9 protein-coding genes are annotated in these 12,193 nt (G+C 61.6%); 2 read left to right on the forward strand and 7 right to left on the reverse strand.

The genetic code is table 11. The annotated features are described in order from the left end of the window. Positions 1 to 90: 90 nt before the first annotated feature. Entirely contained in the window at positions 91 to 1,464 is a 1,374-nt protein-coding gene (locus NOV72_RS24225) for an MFS transporter (RefSeq protein WP_106857086.1), read from the forward strand. A gap of 6 nt (positions 1,465 to 1,470) precedes the next feature. Here the strand turns inward: NOV72_RS24225 and dbpA are convergent, their stop codons facing one another. Further along, positions 1,471 to 2,853, reverse strand: coding sequence for an ATP-dependent RNA helicase DbpA (dbpA, locus tag NOV72_RS24230; RefSeq protein ID WP_106857087.1), 1,383 nt, complete (start codon positions 2,851 to 2,853; stop codon positions 1,471 to 1,473). 4 nt (positions 2,854 to 2,857) lie between these two features. Beyond that, on the reverse strand, positions 2,858 to 3,052 hold the full coding sequence (locus NOV72_RS24235) for a hypothetical protein (RefSeq protein WP_106857088.1): 195 nt from the start codon (positions 3,050 to 3,052) through the stop codon (positions 2,858 to 2,860). 156 nt (positions 3,053 to 3,208) lie between these two features. On the opposite strand from NOV72_RS24235, the gene NOV72_RS24240 reads away from it, so the two are divergent. After that, positions 3,209 to 4,081 carry an AraC family transcriptional regulator gene (locus NOV72_RS24240; RefSeq protein ID WP_106857089.1) on the forward strand — a complete coding sequence of 291 codons (873 nt, stop codon included), beginning with the start codon at positions 3,209 to 3,211 and terminating at the stop codon, positions 4,079 to 4,081. Between the two features lie 67 nt (positions 4,082 to 4,148). Here NOV72_RS24240 and NOV72_RS24245 read toward each other — a convergent pair whose 3' ends face one another. The 5 genes from NOV72_RS24245 to dnaA form a co-directional block, all read right to left on the reverse strand. Then, on the reverse strand, positions 4,149 to 5,795 hold the full coding sequence (locus NOV72_RS24245; RefSeq protein ID WP_106857090.1) for a vWA domain-containing protein: 1,647 nt from the start codon (positions 5,793 to 5,795) through the stop codon (positions 4,149 to 4,151). Positions 5,796 to 5,954: 159 nt separating this feature from the next. Beyond that, positions 5,955 to 6,842, reverse strand: coding sequence for a phosphorothioated DNA-binding restriction endonuclease (locus NOV72_RS24250; RefSeq protein WP_106857091.1), 888 nt, complete (start codon positions 6,840 to 6,842; stop codon positions 5,955 to 5,957). 98 nt (positions 6,843 to 6,940) lie between these two features. After that, positions 6,941 to 9,424 (reverse strand): DNA topoisomerase (ATP-hydrolyzing) subunit B, encoded by a 2,484-nt coding sequence (gene gyrB, locus NOV72_RS24255; RefSeq protein WP_106857092.1) that lies wholly within the window; start codon positions 9,422 to 9,424, stop codon positions 6,941 to 6,943. Between the two features lie 113 nt (positions 9,425 to 9,537). Further along, positions 9,538 to 10,641, reverse strand: a complete 1,104-nt coding sequence (gene dnaN / locus NOV72_RS24265) for a DNA polymerase III subunit beta (RefSeq protein WP_106857093.1) — start codon at positions 10,639 to 10,641, stop codon at positions 9,538 to 9,540. Between the two features lie 265 nt (positions 10,642 to 10,906). Next, the coding region (gene dnaA / locus NOV72_RS24270; RefSeq protein WP_245933135.1) for a chromosomal replication initiator protein DnaA at positions 10,907 to 12,193 on the reverse strand (1,287 nt) is incomplete at its 5' end.

Consider the following 12,193-nt stretch of genomic DNA (forward strand, 5'->3'; position numbering starts at 1 on the left):
TCGGATTATTCTCCGTCCGCTTACATCCGAATCTCCGCCGTGCCTACCGAAGAACGCCCCCAGAACGCACCGCGCGACCCCGACGCCCCGATGACCCCGCTCGAGCGCCGCGGCATGGCCGCGATCCTGCTCTCGGTCGCGCTCGCGACGCTCGATACCGCGATCGCCAACACCGCGCTGCCCGCCATCGCCGCCGATCTGCATACCACGCCCGCCGCTTCCGTCTGGATCATCAACGCCTATCAGCTCGCGATGGTCGCGACGCTGCTTCCCCTGGCCGCGCTCGGCGGCATTCTCGGGCATCGGCGCGTGTATCTCGGCGGGCTCGTCGTGTTTCTCGTCGCGTCGGCGGTGTGCGCCTTCTCGTGGTCGTTGCCGACGCTCGTCGCCGCGCGTCTGCTGCAAGGGCTCGGCGCGAGCGCGATCATGAGCGTCAACGCGGCGCTCATCAGCGCGATCTTTCCGCCGCACCGGCTGGGCCGCGGCGTCGGGCTGAATGCGCTCGTCGTCGGCATTGCATTCGCAGTCGGGCCGACGGTCGCGTCGATCGTGCTCTCGCTCGGCACCTGGCCGTGGCTCTTCGCGGTCAACCTGCCCGTCGGCGTGTTCGCGCTGATGATCGCGTGGCCGTCGCTGCCGCAGACAAAGCGCGCCGAACACGGCTTCGATCGCGTCGCGGCCCTGCTCAACGTCGTCACCTTCGCGTCGCTGATCTTCGCGCTCGGCGAAGCCGCCCAGCGCGCTCCGGCTCATACGGTGCTGACGGCGTTCGGCGTCACGCTCGTCGCCGGCGTTCTTCTGCTGCGACGCGAACGCGGCCATCCCGCGCCGATGCTGCCCGTCGATCTCTTTCGCCGTCCGATGTTCGCGCTCTCGACGATGACCGCCATCTGCTCGTTCGCCGCGCAAGGACTCGCGTTCGTATCGCTGCCATTTTTCTTCGAAAGCGTGCTGGGCCGCAGCCAGGTCGAAACGGGATTTCTGATGACGCCGTGGTCCGCGCTCGTCGCGTTGATGGCGCCGATCGCCGGACGCCTCTCCGATCGTCACGCGCCCGGCCTTCTGGGCGGCGTCGGGCTGGCGATTCTATGCGTCGGGATGGTCTCGCTTGCGATGCTGCCGGCGCAGCCCCATGCGCTGGAAATCTGCATCCGCATGGCGATCTGCGGCGCGGGCTTCGGCTTCTTTCAGTCGCCGAATCTGAAGGCGTTCATGTCGAGCGCCCCGCGCGAACGGAGCGGTGGCGCGAGCGGCGTGATCGCGACGTCGCGCTTGATCGGACAGGCGACGGGCGCGGCGCTCGTCGCGTTGTGTTTCAGCATCGCCGGAAAGCATGGCCCGGCGCTCGCGTTGTCGCTGGGCGCGGCGTTCGCGGGCGCGGGCAGTATCGCGAGCGGATTGCGGCTGGTGACGCGCAAGCCGTCGTCCGAGCGGGTGGTCGGAGGGCCGTCGCGCGAGGCGTGAGCGCGCTCACATCCGCCGCACTTTCACCTTGCGGCCCTTGAGCTTTCCCGCGCCGAGCTTGCGCACCGCGTCGTCCGCGACGTTTCGCTCGACGGCCACGTACGTGACCATGTCCATCACGTTGATCTTGCCGATCTGCTTGCCGTCGAAGCCCGCTTCGCCGGTGAGCGCGCCGAGCACGTCGCCGGGACGGATCTTGTCCTTGCGGCCGCCGAGAATTTGCAGCGTCGCCATCGGCGGCTTCAGATGACCCGGTTCCGCCGAAGTCAGCTCGTCCAGCGGATGCCATTCCACTTCCGCGCGCTGCGCCTGTTCGATCGAGCCGACGCGCCCCATCTCGTCCATGCTCGCGAGCGACAGCGCCCAGCCTTCCTCCTCGCCGCGTCCCGTGCGGCCGATGCGATGCACATGCACTTCCGGATCCGGCGTCACATCGACGTTGATGACCGCTTCCAGTTGCGCGATGTCGAGACCGCGCGCGGCGACATCGGTTGCGACGAGCACCGAGCAACTGCGATTGGCGAACTGCACGAGCACCTGATCGCGTTCGCGTTGCTCCAGCTCGCCGTGCAGCGTCAGCGCTTCGAAGCCTTGTGCGAGCAGCACGTCGAGCAGATCGCGGCATTGCTGCTTCGTGTTGCAGAACGCGAGCGTGCTCACCGGCCGATAGTGATCGAGCAGCAGGCCGACCGCGTGCAGCCGCTCGTGATCCTCGACCTGATAGAAGCGCTGCTTGATTTTCGCGTTGCTATGCTGCTCGGTGAGCTTGATCTCGCGCGGATTGCGCAGAAATTGCTGGCTCAGTTTCGCGATGCCCTCGGGATAAGTCGCCGAGAACAGCAAGGTCTGCCGATCCTTCGGACACTTGCGCGCGACTGACGCGATGTCGTCGAAGAAGCCCATGTCGAGCATGCGGTCGGCTTCGTCGAGGACGAGCGTGCGCACGGCGTCGAGCGAGAGCGTGGCGCGGTCGAGATGATCCATGATGCGGCCAGGCGTTCCCACGACGATATGCGCGCCGTGTTCCAGGCTCGCGATCTGCGGGCGCATCGGCGTGCCGCCGCACAGCGTCAGCACTTTCACGTTCTCTTCCGCGCGCGCGAGGCGGCGGATTTCCTGCGTGACCTGATCCGCGAGTTCGCGCGTCGGGCAGAGAACGAGCGCCTGCACCGCGAACTGTTTCGCGTCGAGCCGGTCGAGCAGCGGGAGCGTGAACGCGGCGGTCTTGCCGCTGCCCGTTTTCGCCTGCGCGATGAGATCGTGGCCCGCGAGCGCGGGCGGCAGGCTCGCGGCCTGGATCGGCGTCATCGACAGATAGCCGAGTTGCTGCAGATTCGACTGCATCGCCGGCGAGAGCGGCAGGCTGCTGAATGAAGTTTCGGTGGTCATGATTTCAGCGTGTTCCGGGCGGCGGGATTTCCGTGATCTGGTCGTAGGTGGCCGTGCCGTCGTCGGCGTCGGTGCGCTTCACGTAGTTGCGCGCGCCGCACATCGGACAGCGGAACAGCAGGCCTTGGCCTTCATTTTTGATGACGACATCCGATAATTCCCACTCTGCGCCGCAGGACTGGTTTCGACAGGTGAACATGTTCGTATTTCTCTGGTTCGTGGCGCGTTCGTGCGCTCAAAGGCGAAAGTGTACGCGTGTCTCGTGTCGACGCGGTCCGCGCAAGTCCGCAAGAAATGCTAAAGCGGGTCGTGCTACTTTTATTTCATCGAGTTTTCTTTCCTTCCGGAGCTGGCGATGAGCGAGAAGCCTTATGAAACGCGGCTCGCGCGCGTGGTCGCGTATATCCACGATCATCTCGACGATGCGCTCGATCTGAATCGGCTTGCGGAGGTGGCTTGTTTGTCGCCGTATCACTGGCACCGGATTTATCACGCGTTTTATGGGGAAACGGCGGCGGCGACCGTGCGGCGCTTGCGGCTGCATCGGGCGGCGAATGAGCTCGTGCATGGCGCGGTACCCATCGATTCCATCGCCGAGCGCGCCGGATATGGCAGCGTGCAGGCATTTTCGAGGGCGTTTCAGGCGAGTTACCGGATGGCGCCGGGGCAGTTTCGCAACGAAGGCGGCGCTTCGATGTTTGTTCCTTTCGATGAAGTTCGATCAGGAGATACGGCGATGCATCAAGTCGATATTCGCACCCAGAATGGTTTCACGGTCGCCGCGATGGAGCATCGCGGGTCGTATATGAACATCGGGCGGGCGTTCGAAATGCTGTTTCATTGGCTCGCGGTGCGCGAGTTGGTGGATCCTCGCGCGCGCTCGCTCGGCATTTATTTCGACGATCCCGCCGCCGTCGCAGAAGACGATTTGCGTTCGATGGCGTGCTGCGAGTTGTTCGAACCGGACGCCGTGAAGTTCGAAGCGCCGGTTTCGCGCGTGGAAGTCGCGGGCGGCGAGTTTGCCGTGCTGACGCATGTCGGGCCGTATGCGCAGCTTTGTTTTGCGTATCAGTGGTTGTACGGCGAATGGCTGCCTGCTTCCGGTCGGGAAACGGGCGAGTCGCCGGTGTTCGAGATTTACGTCAATGATCCGAGGGAAACGGCGCCAGCGGATCTGGTGACGGAGATTTGGTTGCCGTTGAAGGCGGCCGGCTCGCCCGAGCGTTGAACTTGTTGGGACGCTCGGGCGATTCACGTCGATTCGCTACGCGCCGCTCATGACTTGAATCGCGTGGTCATCGTGCCGCTTGCTCGTCCTTCGAAAGCGATCCGGCAAGCCGCACCAGGCGCACGAATTCCGCGCGATAACCGAAGTTGTCACGTCCTTTGGCATCATTGGCCCATGCGGCGATGGCAGGCCACGTGGTGGACGCGAGTGCAGGATTGCCGCGCAGCTTCTGACCGTACGCAGCCACTGCCGCAAGAAAGCGTGTCTCGCTGGAAGCGCTGTCGAACGACGAACGGAGAGCGGACTTGCCGATGGGCGTGGACGCCAATTCGCTAATCTTGCCTCCCGGCGCCTTCCAACGAAGCTTGATGAAAGCAAGCTCCGAAAACTTCGGAATCGAAGTTGGGTTGGAATCCTCCTTGACCGCTTGATACCGCGACTGATCGACGCTTGGCTTCTGTCCCTTGAGTGTCAATTCATAGAGCACGGTGACTCGCTTGCCCGCACCGATATCGCCGGCATCGACCTGATCGTTGTTGAAATCTTCGTTGTTCAGTTGCCGCTTCTCATAACCGATCTGCCGATATTCGAGCACCTCAGAAGGGTTGAATTCGATCTGCGCCTTCACATCCTTCGCGACAGTGACCAGCGTCGACCGCATTTCGTCCCGAAGCACCTTATCCGCTTCTGACAACGTGTCGATATAGCTGTAGTTTCCGTTACCGGCATCGGCGATCTGAACCATCATGGCGTCTTTGTAGTCGCTATCGCCCACGCCCAGCGTCGAAAGCGTTACGCCAGAATCGCGTTCGTGCTTGATCATGTCGACGAGCGCCTGAGTGCTCGTCACGCCGACGTTGAAGTCGCCATCCGTGGCCAGCAATACCCGGTTGACGCCATTCGCGATGAACCCTTGTCGCGCCATCTTGTACGCGAGTTGCAGACCCGATGCACCCGCTGTCGTCCCTCCCGCCACCAGCCGGTCGATCGCGGCGTCGATGATGTCTCTATTCGCGGCGGACGTAGGCGGCAGGACGACTTCCGTGCCGCTCGCGTAGGTGACGAGCGAAACCGCGTCTTGCGGGCGTAGTTGTTGAGTCAACAATTTCAACGACGACTTGATGAGTGGAAGTCGCTCGGGCGGATCCATCGAACCTGAGACATCGACGAGAAACACCAGATTCGATGGCGGCATGGAGGTTTTTGTCTCGTTCATCGCCTGTACGTTCACGCGGAGCAGCGTTTTGTCGTGATTCCACGGACTAGGCGCAAGCTCGTAGTCAACGGCGAAAGGAGAGCGCCCAAGCCGTTTTTCCGGTGTCTCGTCGGACGGAAAATAGTTGATCAGCTCCTCGACACGAATGCCGTCCACAGGCGGCAACTCGCCGCGATTCAAGAAACGCCTTACGTTGGCGTAGCTGCCCGTATCCATGTCCAGACTGAACGTAGTGAGTGGATGCGCGGACACTTGCTGAACGGGATTGTCGCCGTAATGTCGATATTGAGGGCTTTCCTCTGGCAGCACCAGCTTCTGGCTCACCATGGGTGGTGGCATGATGGCGGCGGGAACGGGCGCAGGCGGGTAAAACGACGGCGCCTGCGCGCGGACCGGCGCCGTGACTTTAGCCGGCCCATCGGATGCCGTGGAGGCACAGCCGCTCAAACACATGGCAACGACCCACGCGAAGCCAATCTCAATACTTAGTTTTTTCATCGACGCCTCAAGGATTCGCCTGCGAAGAACGCGCACAGCGATGTTTAAGAGAGCGAATTAAACGAGGGGCGATCGATGTGCGCCAGCAGATGTGTCTGAAATTGAGGTAATGCGCTGCGCGAATCCACATCGCGCGTGTTTCCGGAAGGGGCTCTGGCTCTAGACCGGTCGCGCGTGGCCCTTGAACACTTCCGCGCGATGCCAGGCGACGAAATCCCGTGCGGGATGGTGCTCCGTTCGCACCGGCGAATTCATCTGTCCTCCGTGATGCCGAAGCAGGATTTCTTCGAACTGCTGCGTGCCGTGCGCTTTGTCCGACACGAGCACACGTCGATCATCACTCAGCGTGAACGCGCCGATATCGAACAGCTTGTGATGCATGCAGCACAATGCCACGCCATTCGCGACTACATCCGGGCCTTCGAATTGATGCCATTTGATATGCGCCGCCTCCAGCCCGATCGTCATGTTGGCAATGCGCAGATCGAGATTGCATAGGGCGCATCGGTATTGATACGCCATGAGCACTTCGCTACGGAAGTTCGGATCGCGACGGCGGCCGGTCCGTTGCGCGCTGTCGTCGAGAGCGAGGCCGACGGCATCGAGAATGTCGCCGTGGATGCTCTCGGGAAAGTGCGCCGATAACAAAAGCCGTGCGACTTCGCTTAACGAGTTCGGGTCGCGTTCGAAGAGATTCCGGACTTCATCCGAGAATTGTCCTGTCGCGCCCCGTTTTCTCAATTCTGTTTTTGTCGAATCGTTTCTGATGTCCGGGGCATCGCCTGCATTCGTAGAAAGTTGCCACACATTGTCGTTGCGCAGGCGCACGAAAGGCATTTCCGGATAAAGCGTTCGACGCTGCGGAGCGAATTCGCGCAACAACTCGGACAGTTTCGCTTCGTAATCGCTGAACGAGACGACGCGAATGCCGCGACTGTACAGCCCAAGCGCGAGCAGGACGAGCAACGGCTTGTGTGGCGCGCGTAGATCGCCGCTTTGCCAGACTTTGAGATTGGCGAATCGGTGAAGAATGTCGGAAGACGTCATGCGAACGACGAAGCGGATGGGTAAGAAAAAGCCCGCGATGACCAGCGCGTCTAGCGCCGATTATCGCGGGCTTGTAAGAAGCCGGGCCGGGTCAGACCTCAAACATCAATATTCCCCGCCCGCAACGCATTACTCTCGATAAACGCCCTACGCGGTTCGACATCATCGCCCATGAGCGTGGTGAAGATGCCATCGGCGGCAATCGCGTCTTCGATCTGCACGCGCAACAGACGCCGCACGTTCGGATCCATCGTCGTTTCCCAAAGCTGCTCGGGGTTCATCTCGCCGAGACCCTTGTAGCGCTGCTTCGAAACATTGCGTTCCGCGTCCGCGATCAGCCACTTCATCGCGGTCTTGAAGTCCGTCACGGCCATCGACCGCTCGCCGCGCTTGATCAACGCGCCTTCGCCGATCAAACCCTTGAACGTATCCGCCGTCGACACGAGTTGCTTGTAGTCCGCCGTCAACTGGAGGTCTTCATCGAGCACGGTGACCTTCACGTTGCCATGATGACGCCGCTTGACATGCAGCGAACGCAACTCGCGCACCTGATCGTAAGCCGCTTCGACGGTCACTTCCGGCTTCAGCGGATCGGCACGCAAGCGCTCTTCCAGCCGCTTCGCCGACGCATCGGCCGCTTCCTGCGACGACAGATCGATAACAATGCCATCCATCACCGCTTCCAGCGCGGCCGCATCGTAAATGCGGCTCAGACGATCCACAACCGCCTGCGCAAGCAAATACGCACGCGCGAGTTCGCCCAACGCATCGCCGGAAATGGGATCCGCGCCTTCGCTCGGAACGAGTTCGGAGCCTTGCAGCGCGAGTTTCAACATATGCTGATTGAGCTCGTGCGCGTCCTTCATGTACCGCTCGTCCTTCCCCGCCTTGATCTTGTACAGCGGCGGCTGCGCGATATAGATATAGCCGCGCTCGACGATCTCCGGCATCTGCCGGTAAAAGAACGTCAGCAACAGCGTCCGGATGTGCGCGCCGTCGACGTCCGCGTCGGTCATGATGATGATGCGGTGATAACGCAGCTTGTCGAGGTTGTAATCGTCCTTGCCGATGCCGCAGCCGAGCGCCGTCACCAGCGTGACGATCTGCTCGGAGGAAATCAGCTTGTCGAAGCGCGCCTTCTCGACGTTCAGCACCTTGCCGCGCAACGGCAAAATAGCCTGGAATTTACGGTCGCGCCCTTGCTTCGCCGATCCGCCCGCCGAGTCGCCCTCGACGATATAAATTTCCGACTTCGCCGGGTCTTTTTCCTGGCAATCCGCGAGCTTGCCCGGCAGGCCGATGCCATCGAGCACGCCCTTTCGACGCGTCATCTCACGCGCCTTGCGCGCCGCATCGCGGGCACGCGCCGCATCGACGATCTTGCCCGTGATGATCTTCGCGTCGTTCGGCGTTTCCTGGAGATAATCTTCCAGCGCCTTCGCGACGATTTCCTCGACCGGCGCGCGCACTTCCGACGACACCAGCTTGTCCTTCGTCTGCGAGCTGAACTTCGGCTCCGGCACCTTCACCGACAGCACGCACGACAGACCCTCGCGCATGTCGTCGCCGGTCGTTTCGACCTTCGCCTTCTTCGCGATCTCGTTATCGACGATGTATTTGTTGATGACACGCGTCATCGCCGCGCGCAAACCGGTCAGGTGCGTGCCGCCGTCGCGCTGCGGAATGTTGTTCGTGAAGCACAGCACGCTTTCGTTGAAGCTGTCGTTCCACTGCATCGCCACTTCGACGGTCACGTTCTCGCGCTCGCCAACCGCATGGAACACGATCGGATGCAGCACCTGCTTCGCCTTGTTGATGTACTCGACGAAGCCCTTCACGCCGCCCGCGAACGCGAAACCGTCTTCCTTGCCGGTGCGCTGATCCGTCAGGCGGATACGCACGCCGTTGTTCAGGAACGAAAGCTCGCGCATGCGCTTCGCGAGAATGTCGTAGTGAAATTCGACATTGCCGAAGATGGTCGCGTCGGCGAGGAAGTGCACTTCCGTGCCGCGATTTTCCGTGTCGCCAACGACGGGCATCGGCGAATACTGCACGCCGTCTTCCTCGACGATCTCACGGTTCTGCACGACGCCGCGCGCGAACTCCATGAAGTGCTTTTTGCCGTCGCGGCGCACCGTGAGGCGCAGCCATTCCGACAGCGCGTTCACGCACGACACGCCCACGCCGTGCAGGCCGCCCGACACCTTGTAGCTGTTCTGGTCGAACTTGCCGCCCGCGTGCAGCTCGGTCATCACGATTTCGGCGGCGCTGCGCTTCGGATCGTGCTTGTCGTCGCGCTTGAGGCCGGTCGGCACGCCGCGGCCGTTGTCGGTCACGGAAATCGAGTTGTCCGCGTGAATGACGACGTGAATGTCGTCGCAATAGCCTGCGAGCGCTTCGTCGATGGAGTTGTCCAGCACTTCGAAAACGAGGTGATGCAAACCGGTGCCATCCGACGTATCGCCGATGTACATGCCCGGCCGCTTGCGCACCGCCTCCAGACCTTCGAGGATCTGAATGGACGATGCGCCATAGCTGTTGTCAGGCTTGTTGTCGGGTTGCGAATTTGTGTTTTCAGTCATGGAAATTTTCCGGTTCTGCGTCACTGCCTGGGTTACTGCTCGAACTTTTCAAAACACCTTAAAAACGCCAAAGGGGCGCGCCGCCCCTTGGAGTGTTCTCGGTATTGCGTGCGTCAGATACGCATCGGCATCACCACGTACTTGAATTCCTCGTTCTCGGGAATCGTGATGAGCGCGCTGGAATTGGCGTCGCCGAGGCTCACCGTGAGCGTGTCGACCTTCAGATTCGCGAGCACATCGAGCAGATACGTGACGTTGAATCCGATATCGACGGTGTCGCCCTGATAAGCGATTTCCAGTTCTTCCTGCGCCTCTTCCTGGTCGGCGTTCGTCGACATGATCTTGAGCTGGCCCGGCTCGACCAGGCAACGCACGCCCTTGAATTTGTCGGAAGTCAGGATCGCCGCGCGCTGCAGCGAACGCTGCAATTCTTCACGGCCGATTTCGAACGAGTTCTTGTGCGACTTCGGAATCACGCGCTGGAAGTCGGGGAACTTGCCCTCGACGAGCTTCGACACGAGTTCCACCTGACCGAAGCTGAACTTCACCTGCGTCGCGGCGATGTCGATGTTCAAGGAATCGTCGATGTCTTCGAGCAGGCGCTGAAGTTCGAGAATCGTCTTGCGCGGGATGATCACTTCCTGGCGCGGGAACGAGCCTTCGATCTTCATCGACGAGAACGCGAGACGGTGGCCGTCGGTCGCGACCGCCATCAGTTGATCGCCGTCCACCACGAGCAGCATGCCGTTCAGGTAGTAGCGGATGTCCTGCTGGGCCATCGCGAAATAGACCATGCCGAGCAACTGGCGGAATGTCTTCTGCGGAACCGAAAGGCTCGCGCCGAAGTCAGTAGCCTGGTTGACGGTGGGAAATTCGTCGGCGGCGAGCGTCTGCAGCGCGAAACGGCTCTTGCCGGAACGCACCGTGAGGCGCTTGTCGGAGAGATCCAGCACCACTTCGCCCGAAGGCATCGCCCGCAAGATGTCGAGCAGCTTGCGCGCGGCGACCGTGGTAGCGACCTGGTCGCTGCCGACGCCGAAATCGGCGCGGGTCGTGATCTGGAGTTCGAGGTCGGTCGAGAGGAACGACACATCCGCGCCGTTCTTGGTAATGAGCAAGTTTGCGAGGATCGGCAACGTATGGCGGCGTTCTACGATGCCGCTCACGGTTTGCAGCGGCCTTAGAAGATTATCTCGTTCGGTCTTGACCAGTTGCATAGAGTTCCTTCGTTGATGTGACGGCCTGTCCGCCGGTTTCGCCACCAGATTTGCCCAACGGACAACCTCGTAACACGCGTTGCCGGCCCCCCGCCGGTCACTCGCGAAAACTGCGCTCGAATGCCGCCCAGGCCACGGACGGCTAAACCTATATTGTGCCTCAAAACGGAACCGCTCCCTAAAATTGGGGGCGTTTTCATCAAAAAATAGGCTCTCGAACGCAATTAATGACGCGTGCGTTCTCCGCGGCGCGCCGATCGGCTGTTCAGCCCTTCAACGTCTGTTCGAGCACGTGCAGTTCGTGGTTCAACTGCGCATCCGCGCCGCGCTCGGCCGCGATCTTGCGCACCGCGTGCAGCACCGTCGTGTGATCGCGCCCGCCGAACAGTTCGCCGATCTCGGGCAGGCTTTTCTGCGTCAGTTCCTTCGCCAGATACATCGCGATCTGGCGCGGGCGCGCAATGTTGGCCGGCCGCTTTTTCGAGTACATGTCGGCGACCTTGATGTTGTAAAAATCGGCCACCGTCTTCTGGATGTTTTCCACCGAAATCTGCCGGTTCTGCACCGTCAGCAGGTCTTTGAGCGCTTCCTTGGTCAGCTCGATCGTGATGTCGCGGCCATGGAACTTCGAGTACGCGAGGATCTTGCGCAGTGCGCCTTCGAGTTCGCGCACGTTCGAGCGCAGATGCTTCGCGACGAAAAAGGCGACGTCCTCCGAAAGGCTCACGCCCTCGGACTGCGCCTTCCTCATCAGAATCGCGACGCGCATTTCCAGCTCGGGCGGCTCGATCGCGACCGTCAGACCGGAGTCGAAGCGCGAGATCAGGCGGTCGTCGATGCCGGAAATTTCCTTCGGATACGTATCGCTCGTGATGATGACCTGCGCCTTGTTCGCGACGAGCGCCTCGAAGGCGTAGAAGAACTCTTCCTGCGTGCGCGACTTGCCGGAGAAGAACTGAATATCGTCGATGAGCAGCAGATCGAGCGAGTGGTAATAGCGCTTGAAGTCGTCGAACGCCTTGCGCTGATACGCCTTCACGACATCCGATACATATTGTTCCGCGTGGATGTAGCGGATGCGCGCGCCCGCCTTGTCCATCAGCAACTGATTGCCGATCGCGTGAATCAGGTGCGTCTTGCCGAGACCCACGCCGCCATACAGAAAGAGCGGGTTGTACGAAATGCCCGGATTGTCGGCGACCTGAATGGCGGCCGCGCGCGCGAGCTGGTTCGCCTTGCCGGTGACGAAGTTGTCGAACGTCAGCACCGGATTCAGTTTCGAACGCTCGTAGGCGGAATCGGTTTCACCGCCCGACGACGGAGCGCCGCCCGGGCGCCATGTGCGCCGGCCGGCGGCGGCTTCGTTGGCGTCGAGGCTCGGGAGATCGAGATCGGCCTGATCGTCCTGCGTGGCTTGCGCCTGTTGCGCGGCTTCGGCAGCGAGCGCGTTGATATGTGCGGTGGCGTTCGCGTGCGCGACGACGGAAGGCGCCTGCGGCACCGCCGCCGACGGCGCCGGCGCGCGCGGCGCGGCGGGCGCGCTCGCGGTCGG

Origin of the sequence: Caballeronia novacaledonica, from assembly GCF_900258035.1 — a bacterium.
GTDB lineage: Bacteria > Pseudomonadota > Gammaproteobacteria > Burkholderiales > Burkholderiaceae > Caballeronia > Caballeronia novacaledonica.

Excerpts from the sequence above, each read along its gene's own strand:
- NOV72_RS24225 (WP_106857086.1), top strand. The coding sequence starts at position 91 with ATGACCCCGCTCGAGCGCCGCGGCATGGCCGCGATCCTGCTCTCGGTC.
- dbpA (WP_106857087.1), bottom strand. The coding sequence starts at position 2,853 with ATGACCACCGAAACTTCATTCAGCAGCCTGCCGCTCTCGCCGGCGATG.
- NOV72_RS24235 (WP_106857088.1), bottom strand. The coding sequence starts at position 3,052 with ATGTTCACCTGTCGAAACCAGTCCTGCGGCGCAGAGTGGGAATTATCG.
- NOV72_RS24240 (WP_106857089.1), top strand. The coding sequence starts at position 3,209 with ATGAGCGAGAAGCCTTATGAAACGCGGCTCGCGCGCGTGGTCGCGTAT.
- NOV72_RS24245 (WP_106857090.1), bottom strand. The coding sequence starts at position 5,795 with ATGAAAAAACTAAGTATTGAGATTGGCTTCGCGTGGGTCGTTGCCATG.
- NOV72_RS24250 (WP_106857091.1), bottom strand. The coding sequence starts at position 6,842 with ATGACGTCTTCCGACATTCTTCACCGATTCGCCAATCTCAAAGTCTGG.
- gyrB (WP_106857092.1), bottom strand. The coding sequence starts at position 9,424 with ATGACTGAAAACACAAATTCGCAACCCGACAACAAGCCTGACAACAGC.
- dnaN (WP_106857093.1), bottom strand. The coding sequence starts at position 10,641 with ATGCAACTGGTCAAGACCGAACGAGATAATCTTCTAAGGCCGCTGCAA.